The following is a 20,940-nucleotide window of genomic DNA, read 5'->3' as shown; positions in this document are numbered from 1 at the left end:
GTGCGGTTATTTTCTTTAGTGTTTTACAACAAAGGCTTTAATTAAGCTTGTGTTGCTTGGATCGCGGTTAATGCGATGGTGTAGATGATATCATCCACTAATGCACCACGAGATAAGTCATTAACCGGTTTACGCATACCTTGAAGCATTGGGCCTACAGCTACCAAATCAGCAGAACGTTGAACCGCTTTATAGCCGATGTTACCAGCATTGATATCAGGGAATACAAATACGTTTGCTTGACCTGCCACTTTAGAGTTTGGCGCTTTAGAAGCAGCCACATCTTTCATTACCGCGGCATCGTATTGTAATGGACCGTCGATTAATAAATCAGGACGTTTTTCTTGTGCAATACGCGTTGCTTCTTTCACTTTCTCTACAGATTGGCCTGAACCAGAAGTACCGGTTGAGTAAGAAAGCATTGCGACTTTCGGATTTAAACCAAATGCTTTTGCCGATTCAGCAGATTGAATTGCGATTTCAGCCAGTTGTTCAGCGGTTGGCTCTGGGTTTACTGCACAGTCACCATACACTAATACTTGGTCTGGTAATAACATGAAGAACACAGACGAGATAATTGAGCTACCTGGTGCTGTTTTGATGATTTGCATCGGTGGACGAATGGTATTTGCCGTGGTGTGAACGGCACCTGAGACTAAACCATCTACTTCGCCCGCTTCTAACATCATCGTACCTAATACAACGGTGTCTTCTAATTGTGCACGCGCTTGTTCTTCCGTTAAACCTTTAGATTTACGTAATTCAACCAAACGAGCAACGTAGTTTTCGCGTACATCAGCTGGATTGATGATCGTTACATCAGCACCTAAAGTTACGCCTTGTTCTGTCGCAACTTTTTTCACGGATTCAGGATCCGCTAATAATACCGATTTTGCGATACCACGTTCAGCACAGATTGCTGCCGCTTTAACAGTACGAGGTTCATCACCTTCTGGTAATACGATGGTTTTACCTGCTTTGCGTGCTAAATCAGTTAATTTAAAACGGAATGCAGCTGGAGAAATACGAGCTTCGCGAGCAAGTGGTGCAGAGATTGCATTCGCTAATGCTTGTGCATCTAAGGTTTTAATTTTGCCTGCTTGTGCACCAAACACCCCTAAGATTTCAGCGTTGTTCACACCGCCAAATTCTGAAGCAACGGCTTCGACTAATGTGCCTTCTTCATTGTTTGCCACTAAGATAATTTGAGCATCTAAAGTTTGTGCAATCGCGAAGTTTAGGCTATTTGCAAAAGGCGCTTGAGCTGAAGGTTGAACACCTTTAACAACCACTAAATTTGCATTTAATGCTTGGAAATCAGCCACGATTTTTTCTAATAACACGTCTTTTTGGTTATTTGCGATTAATGCTTGAGCGGCTTTTACATCTTCTACTGCATTGAATACGACGGCGCCTGTTGTTTTGGCCACGTCTAATGCTGCAGCTAAATTTGCTTCTGCACTAGTTGGAATAAGAATAACTGCTTTAGTCATTTTGATATACCTTTTAATGAATGAAAAAAACCTGCTGATCTCTCAGCAGGTCTGAAGAAAATTGATTAGCCCGCTAAACGTGCTGTATCTTGTGCAATGACTAATTCTTCGTTAGTTGGAAGAACGATCGCTTTGAATGCAGAGTCATCAGCGGTAATTACGCCTGATTTGCCAAAGCGAGCAGCAAGATTACGTTCTTGGTCTAATTTGATACCAAATAATTTTAAGTGGCCTAATGCTAGTTCACGAACATGAGCTGAGTTTTCACCGATACCACCCGTAAATGCGATCGCATCTAAGTGATCATCACCTAAAACAGCCATGTATGCACCGATGTATTTTGCTAAACGGTAGCTGTAAACGTTTAATGCACGTTTTGCTTCTGGTTTAGATGCGTTGTCGTAGTTATCTTCTGCATAACGACAGTCGCTCGTTACTTCAGTTAAACCTAAAAGACCTGATTTTTTCACTAAGGTCTCTTCGATTTGCTCCATTGACATGCCTAAGTTTTTGTATAGATAGAAAACGATCGCAGGATCGATGTCACCACAACGTGTACCCATCACTAAACCTTCTAATGGAGTTAAACCCATAGAAGTATCGATACATTTACCGTTACGAACTACAGAAACAGAACCACCGTTACCCAAGTGGCAGATAATTGCGTTTACTTGATCTGCCGGTTTGCCTACGTATTCAGCCACTTCACGAGAAACGAAGTAGTGGCTGGTACCGTGCGCACCATAGCGACGTACGCCATGTTCTTTGTAAAGTGAGTATGGAAGCGCATACAAGAATGCTTCTTCAGGCATAGTTTGGTGGAATGCGGTATCAAATACGACAACGTTCTTATCTTTTAAGTGTGGGAATGTTTTGAATGCTTCACGGATACCGATTAAGTGAGCCGGGTTGTGAAGTGGTGCAAATTGTGCAGCATCTTCAATACCTTTAACTACTTCATCTGTTACGACAACAGATTGGGTGTATTTCTCACCACCGTGAACGATACGATGGCCAATAGAGGTGATAGAGTTTTTAAGCTCATCAGTCATAATGTTTGATGCGATGAAGTTAAGTGCTTCAGTGTGCGCAGCACCAGCACCTAAATCAGCACTACCTTTTTCACCGTTAAGTTTCCATTTTATACGAGCTTCAGGAAGATAAAATGCTTCGGCTAAGCCTGATAATTTTTCTTCACCTGTCGCAGGATCGAGGATTGCAAATTTTAATGAAGAACTACCACAGTTAAGGATGAGAACAAGTTTTGACATAGGAACCCTGTTTTTTATTGAAGTTAATAAAAATCCATTCACAAGAAAGGATTACAAACATGGTATAGAATACACCTTTTGGCGAATAAAATAAAATAACACAAGTGTAAAAATACAATCTTTTCTTAAAAAAGGTGAAAATTTCAACAATTTCTAGTCAGGGATGACAATTAAACTTAAACTAGAGTATTATAAGCGCGGTTATTTTCAAGGATGTTTTCATGTCATCATTTTTTTCAACCTTAAAACAAGGGCAAATTTATTTGCAAACGTGGCCATTAGAGGCGAAACTCGGCATTATTTTTCCGGAAAATCGCATTATTAAGGCTACGAAATTTGCTCAGAGATTTATGCCTTTTATGGCCGTATTTTCGGTGCTCTGGCAGCAACTTTATGCCAAAGCAGATCTTACTGCATTTTCGCTTGCTATTTTGACTGCACTTTGTGCATTAGCGATTCCATTTCAAGGTTTATATTGGTTGGGGAAACGAGCAAAATCACCCTTAGAACCTCAAAGTTCTCAGTGGTTTTATGAGATTAGCGAACGTTTGAGAAAACAACATGAAAGTTTGCCAATTGTGCAAGATAGACCGACATATCAGCACTTGGCAGAAGTATTACGAAAGGCACAGCAAAAATTGGATAAAGCATTTTGGCAAGAAATCTAGCTAATTGCTTCAAATTTAATTGACGCAAACGTTTTCCTTTTGTATTTTTTTTATGTAAAATACTGCGGTCGCAATGGCGACCCTTTTTAATTGAGAGACTATTTAATGATTGATTACATTATCATTGGCATCATCGCATTTTCGATTATCGTGAGTTTATTACGTGGATTTGTGCGAGAGGTGATGTCCCTTGCAAGCTGGGTCGTTGCATTTATTGTCGCTAGCCAATTTTATCCTTATCTCGCCACCTATCTTACTCAAATTGAATCTGACTACGTGCGTAACGGCACGGCAATCGGCATTTTATTTGTTTTAACCCTAATTGTAGGCGGCATTGTTAATTATGTGATTAGCCAATTAGTGGATAAAACAGGACTAACCGGAACAGATCGTGTTCTCGGTGCGGCATTTGGCTTAATTCGTGGGGCGTTAATCGTTGCTGCGATCTTATTCTTCTTGGATACCTTCACTAACTTTGAACAAACCGATTGGTGGAAAGAATCAAAATTAATTCCTCATTTCGGCTTCATTATTGAATGGTTCTTCCAACAACTACAAGCAAGTTCTAGTTTTTTAAACTCAACTTTTAAACAATAAGGTAGTCAATCAGTATGTGTGGAATTGTCGGTATCGTTAGCCAAAATCCGGTTAATGAATCCATTTATGCAGCATTAACGTTATTACAGCATCGAGGTCAAGATGCGGCGGGGATTGTCACAATCGATGATGAAAACCGCTTCCGTTTGCGTAAGGCTAATGGTCTTGTAAGCGATGTGTTCAGACAAGAGCATATGTTACGTTTACAAGGTCATGCAGGCCTAGGACATGTACGTTATCCAACCGCCGGCAGTTCAAGCGTATCTGAAGCTCAGCCTTTCTATGTTAACTCACCTTATGGTTTAAGCCTTGTTCACAATGGTAACTTAACCAACTCAACCGAATTAAAAGATAAATTATTTAAAGAAGCGCGTCGTCATATAAATACCAATTCGGATTCAGAACTTCTTCTCAATATTCTTGCGAATCATTTGGATAGAGTGAATAAATACCATCTCGATCCGCAAGATATTTTTAATGCAATTCGTGCGACACACAAAGATATTCGTGGTGCTTACGCATGCTTAGCCATGATTATTGGACATGGTATGGTAGCATTTCGCGATCCGTTTGGTATTCGTCCACTCGTGTTAGGTAAACGAGAAGAAAATGGTTCTGTGGAATATATGTTTGCCTCTGAAAGTGTGGCATTAGACGTCGCAGGTTTTGAATTAGTGCGTGATGTTGCGCCAGGCGAAGCGATTTATGTGACCTTTGATGGCAATCTTTATGCTGAGCAGTGTGCAGAAAGTGCGGTCTTAAATCCGTGTATTTTTGAATATGTGTATTTTGCGCGCCCAGATTCGACGATAGATGGCGTGTCTGTTTATGCGGCACGTGTTCACATGGGCGAACATTTAGGTAAAAAAATTGCAAAAGAATGGGTTGAGGAAGCTGATAGCATTGATGTTGTTATTCCAGTACCAGAAACTTCAACAGACATTGCGTTACAGATTGCGAAAATCTTAGGCAAACCTTACCGTCAAGGTTTTGTGAAAAACCGCTATGTTGGCCGTACGTTTATTATGCCTGGACAAGCACAACGTATTAGTTCGGTCCGTCGCAAGCTCAATACGATTAAAGCAGAATTTAAAGATAAAAATGTGTTATTAGTCGATGATTCTATTGTTCGTGGTACAACATCAGAGCAAATCGTATCTATGGCTCGTGCTGCGGGTGCGAAGAAAATTTACTTTGCATCAGCCGCGCCAGAAATTCGTTATCCGAATGTGTACGGCATTGATATGCCAACAAAACGAGAACTCATTGCCTATGGCCGTAATGTTGATGAAATTGCGAAATTGATTGGTGTAGATAAATTGGTTTTCCAAGATCTTGAAGCGCTGACAGAATCAGTACGCCAAGAAAACCCAACCATTCAAGGCTTTGATTGTTCAGTCTTTACTGGTGAATATATCACTGGCGATATCACACCAGAATACCTTGATAGTATCGCATCTCAACGTAATGATTCAGCAAAGAAAAAACGGGAAAAAGATGCAAGTAATCTCGAAATCCATAATGAAGGATAAAACAATCTAAAAGTATAAAGCGCCAAATTCGATGAAGAGTTTGGTGCTTTTTCTTTTTAATTTAAAACGAAGAAAAAAATGACCGCACTTGGTATATTTGAAGCGCGGTCATTTTTTAATGTGTTTTAGTCTTTATAAAAATCGTTATAAAGTGTACTTTCAAATTGTACAAGTGGAGCACGTTTCGTTTTACTTTCTAAATCGCCAGTGGAGTAACCATTAATAAATTGAACGAAAGCCACTTTTTCACCTCGCGCATTGGTCATAAAACCAGCAAGGTTATATACGCCTTTTAATGAGCCTGTTTTCGCAATGACATTTTTAACCAATGGTGGACTAATTAAGCCACCGCGTCCACTGATGGTTCCATCTACACCTGCAATTGGGAAGGTTTCCATTAAATGCAGTGTATCTTCATTTTTAGCGATGTACTCTAAAACAGAAAGCATGGTTTTCGGTGCAACCAAATTATGACGAGAAAGCCCCGAACCATCGGCTAAAATGCTGTTACCAAATTTAATACCTTGTTTTTGTAATACGGATTTCACCGCCAATGTACCTAATTGGAATGAAGCAGGGCGTTTATAGTAGTTGTAGGCTACCGCTCTAAATAAAGCATCGGCAATCTGGTTATCTGATTTTTTCATCATTTTTTTCAATAACTCAGGCAGTGGTTTAGATAAATGTTGTGCAAGTTTTTGCCTTTGCTGTGGTTTTTGAGGCTGTTTCACTTTACCTGTAAATTCAATACCAAGACGTTTTAATTGACGTTGAATAATGGCAGCGGCGTAGGCATCCGGATCTTGTACTGCAAAACTAAGCCCAAAAGGTTTTGCTTGACGTGCAATACAGCCTTTTACTTGGTAGCGATTATTGTCGTGAACAACGACGTCTAACTGGCAATAACCAGCCTCTTGCTGATCCACAATATAAACTTGTCCGAAAACTTGAATAGGAAATTGAGCAGGAACGTTAATTTTGACGGTTTCACCTACAGGTTGATTTGCATCTAACTCGGCATAAAAACAGTTATTATCGATATTTGCTGCAGCAGGAGGGGAGTTAAAGCACATGGTGAGATCGTTCCAAATCCAACCTAACCCACGATCATGGCTCGAAAATACAGAGGTATCTAAAATAAGATCACCATTAATTTTCTGAATGCCTTGGTTTTTTAAATTTGCTAATAGGCTATAAAGTTGTCCACTGGTCAGATCAGGATCGCCAGTAAATTGCACAACAAGATCGCCTTCTAAAACATTATTCTGAATCTTTCCGTTACTTAAAAGTGATGTTTCAAATTGAAAGGCATCGCCCAATACTAATTTAGCTGCTACAGCGGTAAAGATTTTTTGTGTGCTAGCAGGTAACATAAACGCTGAACCATTGTAATCTGCGATAATTTGATCGTTATTGAGGTTTTTAGCAATAATACTGGCAGATGCGCCTTCTGGTAAATAGTGGGTGATAGAGGCCACATCAACTTTAGCCATAGAAGAAAAAGAAAATCCGAATGTGACAAATGCGGCCTTAAGTGCGGTCGAAATAGAAGATTTTTTAGTCATTTTTAGTTCTGTTTTGGTTGCTATTTTTCTCAAGAAGAATAATAATAAGCCTCGAATTCAATAGAGTAAATCATTTTTTATTTTTCATTGACTGCGGCAAAGTTGTAAAACATTGTCGTGGTTTTGTTTTGACCAAATTTCAAGGAAAAAGAATGAAGCAAATTCCAATGACTGTACGTGGTGCAGATCTATTACGCGAAGAATTAGATTTCTTAAAAAATGAGCGTCGTCCTGAAATTATTAAGGCGATTGCTGAGGCTCGTGAGCATGGTGACTTAAAAGAAAATGCAGAATATCATGCAGCACGTGAGCAACAAGGTTTTTGTGAGGGACGCATTCAAGAAATTGAAGGCAAACTTGCAAATTGTCAGGTTATTGATGTCACTAAATTGCCTAATAATGGTAAAGTGATTTTTGGTGCGACAGTGGTATTAATGAATACGGATACTGATGAAGAAGTCACTTACCAAATTGTGGGTGATGATGAGGCTGATATTAAATCAGGTTTAATTTCTGTGAATTCACCGATTGCTCGAGGCTTGGTGGGTAAAGAGTTGGATGATACCGTAAATATTACCACACCAGGTGGAACGGTTGAGTTCGAAATTATTGAAGTTAATTACATCTAAAAAACATCCCCTCAAATTGAGGGGATAACAATTATTTACGAGGCAGCTGGATTTTACCTTCTTCGCTTGGTCGATAGAGCACCAAAATATGCCCGATTGTTTGAACATTAGATGATTGTGTTTCACGTACAATTGCATCAATGATTAACTGTTTAGTTTCGCGATCTGCACCAGCAATTTTGACTTTGATTAATTCGTGATGATTTAACGCATTATCGATTTCGGCCAATACACCTTCAGTTAAGCCATTACCGCCAAGCATGACGACAGGGCTAAGGTGATGAGCGAGCCCTTTTAAAAATTGTTTTTGTTTTGTTGATAAGATTGTCATAAGGGAATCCTTTAAATAAATATGAGTCATAAAAAGACCGAAAAGAGCGGTCAGAAAAAACGTGGTTTTTCAGCACTTTTTGGTAAGTCTAGTCTTGAATTTGGCAGATTGTACCCAAATATAGACGAAACTACTACAAAAAATAGTACAAAAGATAGAGATTATGGGAAAGAAAAAACGTTCGGCGAGTTCTTCTCGTTGGCTAAACGAACATTTTAAAGATCCGTTTGTTCAGAAAGCACATAAGCAAAAATTACGTTCTCGTGCTTATTTTAAGTTAGATGAAATTCAACAAACGGACAAATTATTTAAACCAGGAATGACCGTGGTGGATCTCGGTGCTGCACCAGGTGGTTGGTCACAGTATGTTGTGAGCCAAATCGGTGGAAAGGGCCGAGTGATTGCTTGTGATATTTTGGATATGAACCCAATTGTCGGCGTGGATTTCTTGCAAGGCGATTTCCGTGATGAAAATGTGCTAAATGCATTATTAGAACGTGTTGGAGAAGCTAAAGTTGATGTGGTGATGTCTGATATGGCACCGAATTTTAGTGGTATGCCATCAGTTGATATTCCACGCGCAATGTATTTGGTAGAACTGGCTTTGGATATGTGTAAGCAAGTTTTAGCAAAAAAAGGCAGTTTTGTAGTCAAAGTATTTCAAGGAGAAGGTTTTGACGAGTATCTGCGCGAAATTCGTTCACTCTTTAGTGTCGTAAAAGTGCGTAAGCCGGAGGCCTCTCGTGGGCGTTCTCGCGAAGTTTATATTGTAGCAAGTGGTTATAAAGGCGAATAGATAATTGCTTTGATAGCTTTTCATTATGTCGGGGATGAGATAGTATCTCGTTTAATTTTAATTAACTTAAGAAAGGCAGGTTAAACCTTGAACGATATGGTCAAAAATCTAGTTCTATGGGTTGTGGTAGCAATTGTTATGATGACGGCTTACCAAAGTTTTAATTCTAATGGTGTGAGTGACTCAGCAGATTACACAACCTTTGTGTATGACGTGAGTAACAGTCAAGTGAAAGAAGCGCGTTTTGATGCGAATGAAATTACTGTGACTAAAAATGACGGATCTAAATATATGACCGTCATGCCACCATTGGAAGATAAAAAACTCTTAGATGACTTATTAAATAAAAAAGTCAAAATTGAAGGTACGCCTTTTGAAAAACGTAGTTTACTATCACAAATTTTGATTTCGTGGTTTCCGATGCTATTCCTTGTTGGGGTATGGATTTTCTTCATGCGCCAAATGCAAGGTGGTGGCGGCAAAGCCATGAGCTTTGGTAAAAGCCGAGCTAAAATGCTGAACCAAGACCAAATCAAAGTCACTTTTGCAGATGTTGCAGGTTGTGATGAAGCAAAAGAAGAAGTGGGTGAAGTGGTCGATTTCTTGCGTGAACCGAAAAAATTCCAAAACCTTGGCGGTAAAATTCCAAAAGGTATATTGATGGTTGGCCCTCCTGGTACAGGTAAAACTTTATTAGCTAAGGCTATTGCGGGTGAAGCAAAAGTACCTTTCTTTACGATTTCAGGTTCTGACTTTGTGGAGATGTTTGTGGGGGTTGGTGCTTCTCGTGTACGTGATATGTTCGAGCAAGCAAAGAAAAATGCACCCTGCTTAATCTTTATTGATGAAATCGATGCGGTAGGTCGCCAACGTGGTGCTGGTTTAGGTGGTGGACACGATGAGCGTGAACAAACCCTTAACCAGATGTTAGTTGAAATGGATGGTTTCGGTGGTAACGAAGGCGTAATCGTTATTGCCGCAACGAACCGTCCAGATGTACTTGACCCAGCATTAACTCGTCCAGGCCGTTTTGACCGTCAAGTTGTTGTGGGTTTACCGGATGTGAAAGGTCGTGAGCAAATTTTAAAAGTACACATGCGTAAAGTGCCTGTTGCTGATGATGTAGATGCGATGACACTTGCTCGTGGTACACCAGGTTATTCAGGTGCGGATTTAGCGAACTTGGTTAATGAAGCGGCATTATTTGCTGCGCGTAGCAATAAACGTACTGTATCGATGCTTGAGTTTGAAAAAGCAAAAGATAAGATCAATATGGGACCTGAACGCCGTACCATGATCATGACGGATAAACAAAAAGAATCGACAGCGTACCATGAAGCAGGTCATGCCATTGTGGGTTACTTAGTACCTGAGCATGATCCTGTACATAAAGTCACGATTATTCCTCGTGGCCGCGCATTAGGTGTGACTTTCTTCTTGCCTGAAGGTGATCAAATTAGTATCAGCCAAAAACAATTAGAAAGTAAACTTTCAACACTTTATGCAGGACGTTTAGCAGAAGATTTGATTTACGGTGAAGAAAATATTTCGACTGGTGCATCTAACGATATTAAAGTGGCAACCAATATTGCACGTAATATGGTGACCCAATGGGGCTTCTCAGATAAACTCGGTCCGATTCTTTATACCGAAGATGAAGGCGAAGTATTCTTAGGTCGCTCAATGGCGAAAGCAAAACATATGTCAGATGAAACGGCGCATGCGATTGATGAAGAAGTTCGTGCGATTGTAAATCGTAACTATGCGAGAGCAAGACAGATTCTGATCGACAATATGGATATTCTTCACGCCATGAAAGATGCGTTAGTGAAATATGAAACCATTGAAGAAGAACAAATTAAACAGCTAATGAATCGTGAACCTGTTACACCACCATCTGGTTGGGAAGATAACAAAGATACGAGCCCGAAAGCTAAGCCGCAAGAAGACGCAACTGAAAGTGCGGTTAATCATTCAGAAGATTCTGAAGAGTAAGAATAAAGCCTTCCTAATTAGGAAGGCTTTTTTTATTTATAATGTCATTCTATTAATCACTATATTCCGTTATAATCTAGCCTTTAAAATTTGATTTAAAAATTGACCGCACTTTATGAAACTTTACGCTAATAACAAATGTCTAGATTTATCATTCCCTCAAATTATGGGAATTTTGAATTTCACGCCCGATTCATTTTCAGATAGCGGACAGTTTTTTAGTCTAGACAAAGCATTATTTCAAGTTGAAAAAATGCTCAAAGAAGGTGCAACAATTATTGATATTGGCGGGGAATCAACTCGATCAATGGCAGAAGAAGTGCCTGAAACTGAAGAGTTGCAACGAGTGATACCTCTTGTTGAAGCCGTGCAAAAACGTTTTGATTGTTGGATTTCAGTGGATACCTCTAAAGCAATTGTGATGCAAGAAGCAGCTAAGGTCGGCATGGATTTAATCAATGATATTCGTGCTCTACGTGAACCTGGCGCACTCGAAATAGCAGGACAGTTGAATTTACCGACTTGTATCATGCATATGCAAGGACAGCCGCGCACAATGCAGACTAATCCGCATTATGATGATGTAGTCCAAGATGTTTATCAATTTTTAAACGATAGAACTCAAGCTTGTTTAGCAGCGGGAATAGCCAAAGAAAATATTATTTGGGATATGGGCTTTGGTTTTGGTAAGACTGTACAGCATAATTATAAGCTTTTACAGCAGTTAGCTCACTTTTGTGAAAGTGGATATCCTGTTTTAGCAGGGCTTTCACGTAAATCGATGATTGGTGCTGTATTAGATAAGCCCGTGACTGAACGCGTTGTAGGAAGTGTAGCCGGGGCATTAATTGCTGCACAAAATGGTGCGACTATTTTACGTGTGCATGATGTGGCTGCAACAGCTGATGCCTTAAAAGTATGGCAAGCTACACAAGAAGCGTAAGCAACTAACAGATTTTATATGTTGTGGAATAAATGATTTTTGTAACATCATTATTCAAATTTAATTAAGGAATAAATATGGCAAATCGTAAATATTTTGGTACTGATGGTGTCCGTGGAAAAGTGGGTACATATCCAATCACACCTGATTTCGCATTGAAATTAGGTTGGGCAGCAGGTAAGGTTTTAGCTTCCCAAGGTTCTCGTACGGTATTAATCGGGAAAGATACTCGTATTTCAGGTTATATGCTGGAATCTGCACTTGAGGCAGGTTTGGCTGCAGCGGGTTTAACTGCCGCATTTACTGGTCCTATGCCGACACCAGCCGTGGCGTATTTAACCCGTACTTTCCGTTTAGAAGCGGGTATTGTCATTTCGGCATCTCATAACCCTTACTATGATAACGGGATTAAATTCTTCTCTTCACAAGGCACAAAATTACCAGATGATATTGAAGAAGCAATTGAAGCCATGCTTGATCAGCCAATGGATTGCGTGGAGTCAGCTGATTTAGGTAAAGCAAGCCGTATCAGTGATGCCGCAGGACGTTATATTGAATTTTGTAAAAGTACTTTCCCTGCTCACCTTGGTTTAGATGGTTATAAAATCGTGGTGGATTGCGCAAATGGTGCAACCTATCACATTGCACCAAATGTATTACGTGAGTTGGGTGCGGAAGTGATTGAAATTGGTACAGATCCAAATGGAATCAATATCAATGAAAAATGCGGTGCAACCGACGTAAAAGCATTACAGGAAAAAGTGCTTGAAACCAAAGCGGATGTCGGTCTTGCTTACGATGGTGATGGTGACCGTATTATGATGGTAGATCACTTAGGTAATAAAGTGGATGGCGACCAAATCCTTTTCATTATTGCTCGCGAAGCACTACGTTCAGGCCAATTAAAAGGTGGAGTAGTAGGCACATTAATGAGTAATATGAGCCTAGAAATTGCCTTAAAAATGTTAGGTGTGCCTTTCGTACGCGCTAACGTTGGTGACCGTTATGTATTAGAAAAAATGGTAGAGCATGGCTGGACATTAGGTGGAGAAAACTCAGGCCATATCATTATTGCTGATAAAAATACGACAGGTGATGGTATTATTGCGTCTCTAGCAGTCTTAAGTGCAATGGTTCAACATCGTTTATCATTAAACGAGCTTGCAAGTGCGGTGAAATTATTCCCTCAAGTACTTATTAATGTTCGTTTTACTGGTGGTGATAACCCACTAGAAAGTGAAGCGGTAAAAGCAGTAGCTACAGATGTGGAAAAACGTTTAGAAGGCAAAGGTCGAATTTTACTGCGTAAGTCAGGTACAGAGCCACTTATTCGCGTAATGGTGGAATGTGAAGACGGCACACTTGCAAAACAATGTGCAGAAGAAATTGCAGAAGCAGTTAAAGCAAATTAATAAAGTGGGGGCTTGCCCCCATTTTTGATCTATAAAATTTATCTTTTATTATTTTTAGGAAAGTAAAGACATGAAAATTTTTATTATGCGTCATGGGGAAGCTGAAGTTATTGCTGCATCAGATGAGGCTCGGCATTTAACCGAGTATGGACGCAAACAATCAATATCACAAGGTCAATGGCTTAAAACACATCTAAATTCAACCGCACTTTCAGTTCAGAAAGTGATTGTCAGTCCTTATGTTCGTACTCAAGAAACCTTTGAGCTCGTCAATTCAGCGTTAGACAATATTCTTAATGATGTTGAAACTTGGAGTGGGATCACACCTTACGGGAATGCGACGCTAGTAGCAGATTATTTATCTGTTTTACAGGAACAAGGTGTTAAAAGTATTTTGCTTGTTTCTCATTTACCTTTAGTGGGCAGTATTGTTTCGGAGCTTTATGGCAAGCGAAATCCAATCAGTTTTTACCCTTCAACGATTGTTCAAATTGACTGGAATGGTGAAAAAGGTATTATTGAAGCCTGCAATTCTTATAAAGAACATGGTTAAAAGTGATTAAAGAGAGCAGGGTAAATACGTTTTATTTGATTCGCTTTTTAATAAATGCAAAAAATTCAATTACTAGAGATGTGTTTTTGGGGTGTATTCTTTTTTCTTTTTTGATAGACTGGAGGGGAGCTATATTTGAATAGCTTTATATTAACCACTATAATCATGCTAGGAGAGTAGTTATGAATAATAAAATTGAAGATACGGTAACTGAAGTAAAAGAGACGACAGTTAATGCTGCGACACAAGTTAAAGATGTATTAGTTGCAGCAGCTAACTATGTAAAAGATACTGTGACAAATAACGCATCAGAAGCAAAAGAAGCAGTGGAAGATAAAGCTGCTGAAGTGAAAGATGCGGCTGAAGATAAAGCATCAGAAGTAAAAAAAGCAGCTTCAGAGGCAAAGGATGAAGCGACAGATAAAGTAGCAGAGCTAAAAGATGCAGCTGAAGACAAAGTATCAGAAGCAAAAGAGGACGTTTCTGAAGCAAAAGATACAGTGCTAGACAAGGTCGCTAAATTAAAAGATGCATTTGCAGATAAAGTTGCAGAAGTAAAGAATGCGGTTTTTGAAGCAAAAGATGGCGCAGCTGATAAAGCAACAGAGCTAAAAGATGAAGCTAAAGACAAAGCATCAGAAGCAAAAGAAGCAGTGGAAGATAAAGCTGCTGAAGTGAAAGATGTGGCTGAAGATAAAGCAACTGAAGTGAAAGATGTGGCTGAAGATAGAGCATCAGAAGTAAAAAAAGCAGTCTCAGAGGCAAAAGATGAAGCGACAGATAAAGTAGCAGAGCTAAAAGATGCAGCTGAAGACAAAGTATCAGAAGCAAAAGAGGACGTTTCTGAAGCAAAAGATACAGTGCTAGACAAGGTCGCTAAATTAAAAGATGCATTTGCAGATAAAGTTGCAGAAGTAAAGAATGCGGTTTTTGAAGCAAAAGATGGCGCAGCTGATAAAGCAGCAGCGCTAAAAGATGAAGCTGAAGATAAAGTATTAGAAGCAAAAGAAGCAGTGGAAGATAAAGCTGCTGAAGTGAAAGATGCGGCTGAAGATAAAGCATCAGAAGTAAAAAAAGCAGCTTCAGAGGCAAAGGATGAAGCGACAGATAAAGTAGCAGAGCTAAAAGATGCAGCTGAAGACAAAGTATCAGAAGCAAAAGAGGACGTTTCTGAAGCAAAAGATACAGTGCTAGACAAGGTCGCTAAATTAAAAGATGCATTTGCAGATAAAGTTGCAGAAGTAAAGAATGCGGTTTTTGAAGCAAAAGATGGCGCGGCTGATAAAGCAACAGAGCTAAAAGATGAAGCTAAAGACAAAGTATCAGAAGTAAAAGAAGCTGTAGAAGATAAAGCTGCTAAAGTAAAAGATTAGGTTTCATAGGCAAAAAATATGGTGTCTACTAAAGTTTACGCTGTAAAAGATGTAATAGTAAGCACGGTAGTACAAGTTAAGATTCTGTCATTGTCGTAGCTAAGCATGTTAAACATGTTGCCGAAAAATGACTGAAGTAAAAGATGCCATATGCTCTAAAGCAGAGGAAGTAAAAACTAGATTCTGAAACAAAAGATCAATCTGCAGACGTAAACAAAGTAACTGAAAAGTAAAAACAATGATTAAGGATTATTCAAATTAACTGAGCCTGTCTGTTTAAAAAAAACACAAAAAAGTAATTTTTTATCTTTACAAAAAATAAAATTTTTATAATGAACTTGTGTATAAGTTTTTTAAATTCATAGAGTTATAGTTATTTTTATAAAAAACTATATCTTTAGAAATGTAAATTTTTTTTGAAGATATTCTATTTTGAGTTTTTTTGTGTAGACTAATCAGCGCAAAGCATGTAGCTTTGGATTAATCCTTAACCATGAAATGGAGAATAACAATGAAAAAATCAGTATTAGCCGCATTAGTATTAGGTTCATCTTTAGCCGTAACAGGCTGTTTCGATAAAGAAGAAGCACAACAAAAAGTTGAAGCGACAAAAGATGCGGCAACACAAGCTAAAGATGCAGTAGTAGATAAAGCCGTTGAAGTAAAAAATGGGGTTGCTGATAAAGCTGTTGAAGTAAAAGATGCGGTTGCTGATAAAGCAGCTGAAGCAAAAGATGCGATGTCTTCTAAAATGGAAGCGGCAAAAGATTCAGCTTCTAAAATGAAAGATGCAGCAGCAGATAAAATGGCTGAAGCAAAAGATGCGATGTCTTCTAAAATGGAAGCGGCAAAAGATTCAGCTTCTAAAATGAAAGATGCGGCAGCAGATAAAACGGCTGAAGCAAAGGATGCAATGTCTGCTAAAATGGAAGCAGCAAAAGATTCAGCTTCTGAAACAAAAGATGCAGTAGCTGATAAAGCTGTAAAAGTAAAAGATGCAGCGGCAAATAAAGCAGTAGAAGCAAAAGATGCAGCAGCAGATAAAGCAGCTGAAACGAAAGATGCTGTGACTAAATAATTAAACTTTTGTAAAATGAAAACCTATCAGAGATTATCTGGTAGGTTTTTTCTTTTGGAGCAATAAAATGTTATGTGCAATTTATAAAAGTTTACGTAAGCCAGGCTGCTATCTCTATATTTCGAAACGAGATGATTTTTCAGCTGTACCAGACGTATTGATGCAAAGTTTTGGTAAGCCTCAGTTTCTTATGCTATTTAATTTGAAAGGAAGCAAGCTGCTTGTTCATGCTGATAAAAGCGAGGTAATGGAAAAAATCACTCAGCAAGGATTTTATCTTCAAATGCCAAAACAGAATGATGGTTTATTTTATAGTTTGAGTGAGATCAAATAAAATTGTTATTTTTTAGTAAAATTATTAAAGTTTGTGCTATCTCAATATTTTTTATTTAAAATGCCTTTAAAATTCAATCCGATTTAAAAAGGAGAGTGAAAATGAGTAGTTTTTTTGTGGTTGGCACAGATACAAATGTAGGAAAAACTACAGCTTGTCGTGCCATTATTCAAGCATTACAAGCAAAAGGTGTGAGAATTGTAGGTTATAAGCCGATTGCTTGTGGCTGTGAGGAAAATATATATCTGACTGAAAATCAGTCTGATGAGAGTCAAACAGATTATGATGCTGAAAATAATTCAGATGTGTTAGCTTTGATGGATGCAACAAATGAACCAGTATCTTATCAAGAGGTGAATAGTTATACTTTTTTACATTCTTTACCTATGTTAACACAAGATAAATCACGTATTAAATTAAGCAAGATAGATCAGGCGTTAACAAAATTAATCAAAAAATATCAATCTGTTGTAGTTGAAGGTTCATTTGGCTTACTCACACCAATGGCTGAAAATAAAAGTTTTGCAGATTGGATTGTTACACATAAAATGCCAGTTGTATTAGTTGTTGGAATTAAAGAAGGATGTATAAACCACGCATTACTTACAGCAAGAGTGATTAAACAGCTTGGCGTCCCTTTATTAGGTTGGGTTGCTAATCGTATTAATCCAGGCTTAGGTCATTATAAAGAAATTATAGGTGTCCTAGAATCACAAATTGATGCACCGTTGCTTGGAAAAATTCCTTATATTCACAAACCAGAAATTCAGGAGTTAGGGCATTATTTAACGGATATTGATCATTTAATGTACATGCAAACAGAATTAGTTAAATAGCAGTTTTAAATGTGGAGTGAGGTTAAAATTTTTTAAATTTTAACCTCATTGTTTTTATTCTTCATTTTCTGAATATTCTTTTTTCAGAATATCATTTTCTGCCAAACTAGATAAACGAGCAATGGCATTACGATAAGAAATTTCAAGGCTTTCTCGACTGGTTGCAATAACACCTTGATCCACTAAGAATCCATCATTTACGTCATACACCCAACCGTGTAGCGAAAGCTTTTGTCCTCGTTCCCAAGCACTTTTTACGATAGAAGTACGACCTAGGTTATAAACTTGTTCTGCTACATTTAATTTGGTGAGCATGTCTGCACGTTTTTCTGCAGAAAGGTTACCCAATAGGTGCCCATGCTTGAACCAAATATCACGAATATGGAGCAACCAGTTATTGATCAATCCAAGATCTTTATCTTGCATAGCCGCTTTAATACCACCACAATTTGTGTGGCCGCAAATAATAATATGTTCAATTTTGAGTACATCAACGGCATATTGCACAACTGAAAGGCAGTTAAAATCGGTATGAATAACTTGATTGGCTACATTACGATGAACAAATAATTCGCCGGGTTCAAGATTTGTTAATTTTTCGGCTGGAACGCGGCTATCAGAGCAACCAATCCAGAGATAGTGAGGGGTTTGGTGGTCTGCAAGTTCTTTAAAATAAGTGGAATTTTCTTCCTTCATTCTTTGCGCCCAACTGTAATTGTTGGCAAAGAGTTGTTTAATTTTGTCCATTTTTACTTTCCTTAATTCGATGTACTGAAAGATTGTTTTAAGTACAATAAATGAAATAGGGGATAAATTATCGCCTAAAATAATGACCGCACTTTAAATAAAGTGCGGTCAATTTAATCAATATTTTTAGAAATTTGCATTTCTTGGTGCACGAGGGAATGGAATCACATCGCGAATATTTTGTACGCCTGTTACATAAACAATTAAGCGTTCAAAACCAAGACCAAAGCCTGAATGTGGTACGGTACCATATTTACGAAGATCACGATACCACCAGTAATCTTCAGGATTTAAGCCCATTTCTTCCATACGTTTATCTAATACGTCTAAACGTTCTTCACGTTGAGAACCACCGATGATTTCACCAATTCCTGGGGCGAGAACATCCATTGCCGCAACGGTTTTACCATCGTCATTTAAACGCATGTAGAAGGCTTTGATATCTTTCGGATAGTTTTTCACGACAACCGGTGATTTGAAATATTCTTCTGCTAAGAAACGTTCATGTTCAGAAGACAAATCAATTCCCCAAGATACAGGGAACTCGAATTTTTTACCTGATTTTAATAATACATCGATCGCATCAGTATAGTCGATTTGAGCAAAATCAGAGTTTACAAAGTTTTCTAAACGAGTAATAACATCTTTATCTACATGTTTTTCAAAGAATTTTAAGTCATCTTTGCGCTCAGCAAGCACTGCGCGGAACACATATTTCAACATGTCTTCTGCTAATTTAGCATTGTCAGCAAGTGTTGCAAACGCAACTTCAGGTTCAACCATCCAGAATTCTGCAAGGTGACGAGTTGTATTTGAATTTTCAGCACGGAATGTTGGGCCAAAAGTATAGATTTTGCTTAATGCACAAGCATAAGTCTCGCCATTTAATTGGCCTGAAACCGTTAAAAATGATTCTTTTCCGAAGAAGTCTTGGCTGAAATCAACTTTACCATCTTCGCCACGAGGAAGGTTTTCTAAATCAAGTGTTGAAACACGGAACATTTCACCCGCACCTTCAGTATCTGATGCAGTAATTAATGGGGTAGCGACCCAATAGAAACCTTGTTCATGGAAGAAGCGATGAATAGCTTGAGCTAAGCAGTGACGAACACGTGCGACGGCACCGATAATATTGGTACGAGGACGTAAGTGAGCCACTTCACGTAAGTATTCAATTGAGTGGCGTTTTGCTGCCATTGGATAAGTGTCAGGATCTTCTACAAACCCTGTCACTTCTACTTTTTCAGCTTGAAGTTCAACACTTTGACCTTCAGCAGGTGACTCAACAATAGTACCGGTTACGATCACAGAGCAACCCGTTGTTAAGCGTAAGACTTCGCTCTCATAATTTTCAATATCATTATTAACAATCGCTTGAATAGAATCAAAGCAAGAGCCATCATAAACTGCAAGGAAAGAAAGACCCGCTTTAGAATCACGACGGGTACGGACCCATCCGCGTACAGTAACTTTTTCGCCTATAGCGATTTTACCTTGTAACACATCAACAATAGATGCAACTTTAGACATATAAACCTCTGTAATTCATTATAAATTAGGCAATAAAACTGTGGTAGTTTACCTTAAATCGCAAAATTTTCCATAAAAAGTTAGTGTAAATCAGGCTTGCACAGTAAAATAATTCCTTCACTTTATTTAGGAGAAAAACTATGTGGTCTGATATTTTGACCGGCTATGGCATTTTTATTTTAGAGATTTTAACGATTTTACTTGTAATCGCCGCTATCGTGGCAATGATTATTTCTGCAAAGCAACGTAATCTGGCACATCATGGTGAATTAGTTGTGACAGATCTTTCTGAAGAATTTAAGGAAACAGTTAAGCATTTACGTGATTTCCAACTTTCAGAAGAAGAGCTAAAACAAGCCGAGAAAACAGAGAAGAAAACCAAAAAACAAGAAGCAAAGGCTTTAAAAGCAAAATTAAAAAATGGTGAGAAAGCAGCACCTAAACCTTGCGTTTACGTGCTCGATTTTAAGGGGGATATTTCTGCATCAGAAACAACCGCACTTCGTGAGGAAATTTCGGCAATTATTAATGTGGCAAAAACCGATGATGAAGTCTTACTACGTTTAGAAAGCCCAGGCGGTGTTGTTCATGGTTATGGCTTGGCTGCCTCACAGTTAGCCCGCTTAAAACAAAAAGGCATTAAATTAACGGTTGCTGTAGATAAGGTTGCAGCAAGTGGTGGATACATGATGGCTTGTGTGGCAGATAAAATTGTTTCTGCGCCTTTTGCGATTATCGGTTCTATTGGTGTGGTTGCGCAAATCCCTAATATTCATCGTTTATTAAAAAAACATGATGTCGATGTTGATGTGATGACAGCCGGAGAATTTAAACGCACCGTCACGGTGTTAGGTGAAAATACTGAAAAAGGGAAACAGAAATTCCAAGCAGAACTTGAAGAAACCCATCAATTATTTAAACAATTTGTGGTCCAAAATAGACCGCACTTAGATGTAGATAAAGTCGCAACAGGTGCGCATTGGTTTGGTCAGCAAGCTTTAGAGCTTCTGCTAGTCGATGAGTTAGCAACCAGTGATGATATTATTCTTGAAAAGATGAAAGATAAGTCAGTGATCTCAGTGAAATACAAAGTGAAAAAGCCACTGTTACAAAAAATAGGTAAACAAGCAGAAGAGAGTATTGAGGGAATTATCCACCGAAATTTAACAAAAAATGGGCAAGATTTTATTCAATGAGAAAAATTTTTACTTATTTGACAACTCTTTACACAACTTTACAAAAAAAGTTTCATAAAAA

20 protein-coding genes and 1 pseudogene are annotated in these 20,940 nt (G+C 38.4%); 14 read left to right on the top strand and 7 right to left on the bottom strand.

Annotated features, from left to right (window positions below):
* Positions 1-41 precede the first annotated feature (41 nt).
* The 3 genes and pseudogenes from pta to ACXVWB_RS02045 form a co-directional block, all read right to left on the bottom strand.
* Positions 42-1,115 (bottom strand): phosphate acetyltransferase, encoded by a 1,074-nt coding sequence (gene pta / locus ACXVWB_RS02055; protein WP_458473369.1) that lies wholly within the window; start codon positions 1,113-1,115, stop codon positions 42-44.
* Positions 1,116-1,166: 51 nt separating this feature from the next.
* Positions 1,167-1,493, bottom strand: a pseudogene (locus ACXVWB_RS02050) (AAA family ATPase); the annotation flags it as partial.
* A gap of 65 nt (positions 1,494-1,558) precedes the next feature.
* Entirely contained in the window at positions 1,559-2,764 is a 1,206-nt protein-coding gene (locus ACXVWB_RS02045) for an acetate kinase (protein ID WP_128787392.1), read from the bottom strand.
* A gap of 221 nt (positions 2,765-2,985) precedes the next feature.
* On the opposite strand from ACXVWB_RS02045, the gene yfbV reads away from it, so the two are divergent.
* From yfbV to purF, 3 genes are all read left to right on the top strand, one after another.
* A complete protein-coding gene (gene yfbV / locus ACXVWB_RS02040; RefSeq protein WP_289902326.1) occupies positions 2,986-3,432 on the top strand; it encodes a terminus macrodomain insulation protein YfbV in 447 nt (148 codons plus the stop codon).
* A 105-nt stretch (positions 3,433-3,537) separates the two neighbouring features.
* A complete protein-coding gene (locus ACXVWB_RS02035; RefSeq protein ID WP_005696203.1) occupies positions 3,538-4,029 on the top strand; it encodes a CvpA family protein in 492 nt (163 codons plus the stop codon).
* A gap of 14 nt (positions 4,030-4,043) precedes the next feature.
* Entirely contained in the window at positions 4,044-5,561 is a 1,518-nt protein-coding gene (gene purF / locus ACXVWB_RS02030; protein WP_289902325.1) for an amidophosphoribosyltransferase, read from the top strand.
* A 125-nt stretch (positions 5,562-5,686) separates the two neighbouring features.
* Here purF and dacB read toward each other — a convergent pair whose 3' ends face one another.
* The gene (gene dacB / locus ACXVWB_RS02025; RefSeq protein WP_128787389.1) at positions 5,687-7,126 is read right to left on the bottom strand and encodes a serine-type D-Ala-D-Ala carboxypeptidase; all 1,440 of its coding nucleotides are present in this window, start codon (positions 7,124-7,126) and stop codon (positions 5,687-5,689) included.
* A gap of 152 nt (positions 7,127-7,278) precedes the next feature.
* Between dacB and greA the strand changes: the two genes are divergently transcribed.
* A complete protein-coding gene (greA, locus tag ACXVWB_RS02020) occupies positions 7,279-7,755 on the top strand; it encodes a transcription elongation factor GreA (protein WP_049355876.1) in 477 nt (158 codons plus the stop codon).
* Between the two features lie 31 nt (positions 7,756-7,786).
* Here the strand turns inward: greA and yhbY are convergent, their stop codons facing one another.
* Positions 7,787-8,086: a ribosome assembly RNA-binding protein YhbY gene (yhbY, locus tag ACXVWB_RS02015; protein ID WP_014065444.1), complete on the bottom strand. Its 300-nt coding sequence runs from the start codon at positions 8,084-8,086 to the stop codon at positions 7,787-7,789.
* A 163-nt stretch (positions 8,087-8,249) separates the two neighbouring features.
* On the opposite strand from yhbY, the gene rlmE reads away from it, so the two are divergent.
* The 9 genes from rlmE to bioD all read left to right on the top strand — a co-directional run bounded on the left by rlmE (position 8,250) and on the right by bioD (position 17,406).
* Positions 8,250-8,882, top strand: coding sequence for a 23S rRNA (uridine(2552)-2'-O)-methyltransferase RlmE (rlmE, locus tag ACXVWB_RS02010; RefSeq protein ID WP_005697532.1), 633 nt, complete (start codon positions 8,250-8,252; stop codon positions 8,880-8,882).
* A gap of 96 nt (positions 8,883-8,978) precedes the next feature.
* Positions 8,979-10,877: an ATP-dependent zinc metalloprotease FtsH gene (ftsH, locus tag ACXVWB_RS02005; protein WP_289902324.1), complete on the top strand. Its 1,899-nt coding sequence runs from the start codon at positions 8,979-8,981 to the stop codon at positions 10,875-10,877.
* A 115-nt stretch (positions 10,878-10,992) separates the two neighbouring features.
* On the top strand, positions 10,993-11,820 hold the full coding sequence (gene folP, locus ACXVWB_RS02000) for a dihydropteroate synthase (RefSeq protein WP_289902323.1): 828 nt from the start codon (positions 10,993-10,995) through the stop codon (positions 11,818-11,820).
* 77 nt (positions 11,821-11,897) lie between these two features.
* The gene (gene glmM / locus ACXVWB_RS01995; RefSeq protein WP_289902322.1) at positions 11,898-13,232 is read left to right on the top strand and encodes a phosphoglucosamine mutase; all 1,335 of its coding nucleotides are present in this window, start codon (positions 11,898-11,900) and stop codon (positions 13,230-13,232) included.
* A 70-nt stretch (positions 13,233-13,302) separates the two neighbouring features.
* A complete protein-coding gene (gene sixA, locus ACXVWB_RS01990; RefSeq protein ID WP_289902321.1) occupies positions 13,303-13,785 on the top strand; it encodes a phosphohistidine phosphatase SixA in 483 nt (160 codons plus the stop codon).
* Between the two features lie 182 nt (positions 13,786-13,967).
* A complete protein-coding gene (locus ACXVWB_RS01985) occupies positions 13,968-15,158 on the top strand; it encodes a hypothetical protein (protein ID WP_458472858.1) in 1,191 nt (396 codons plus the stop codon).
* 511 nt (positions 15,159-15,669) lie between these two features.
* Positions 15,670-16,236: a histone gene (locus tag ACXVWB_RS01980; protein ID WP_289902319.1), complete on the top strand. Its 567-nt coding sequence runs from the start codon at positions 15,670-15,672 to the stop codon at positions 16,234-16,236.
* A gap of 67 nt (positions 16,237-16,303) precedes the next feature.
* Positions 16,304-16,570 (top strand): YcgL domain-containing protein, encoded by a 267-nt coding sequence (locus tag ACXVWB_RS01975; RefSeq protein ID WP_126471202.1) that lies wholly within the window; start codon positions 16,304-16,306, stop codon positions 16,568-16,570.
* Between the two features lie 101 nt (positions 16,571-16,671).
* Positions 16,672-17,406 (top strand): dethiobiotin synthase, encoded by a 735-nt coding sequence (gene bioD / locus ACXVWB_RS01970; RefSeq protein WP_049355797.1) that lies wholly within the window; start codon positions 16,672-16,674, stop codon positions 17,404-17,406.
* 54 nt (positions 17,407-17,460) lie between these two features.
* Here bioD and can read toward each other — a convergent pair whose 3' ends face one another.
* Both can and asnS read right to left on the bottom strand, forming a co-directional pair.
* On the bottom strand, positions 17,461-18,153 hold the full coding sequence (gene can, locus ACXVWB_RS01965; RefSeq protein ID WP_126471206.1) for a carbonate dehydratase: 693 nt from the start codon (positions 18,151-18,153) through the stop codon (positions 17,461-17,463).
* A gap of 126 nt (positions 18,154-18,279) precedes the next feature.
* Positions 18,280-19,683, bottom strand: a complete 1,404-nt coding sequence (gene asnS, locus ACXVWB_RS01960) for an asparagine--tRNA ligase (protein ID WP_289902318.1) — start codon at positions 19,681-19,683, stop codon at positions 18,280-18,282.
* A gap of 140 nt (positions 19,684-19,823) precedes the next feature.
* Here asnS and sohB point away from each other — a divergent pair, with 140 nt between their 5' ends.
* Positions 19,824-20,879 (top strand): protease SohB, encoded by a 1,056-nt coding sequence (sohB, locus tag ACXVWB_RS01955; RefSeq protein WP_289902317.1) that lies wholly within the window; start codon positions 19,824-19,826, stop codon positions 20,877-20,879.
* Positions 20,880-20,940: the final 61 nt, after the last annotated feature.

Source organism: Haemophilus sp. SZY H53, assembly GCF_054332375.1.
This window is presented reverse-complemented; position numbering and strand designations above follow the sequence as displayed.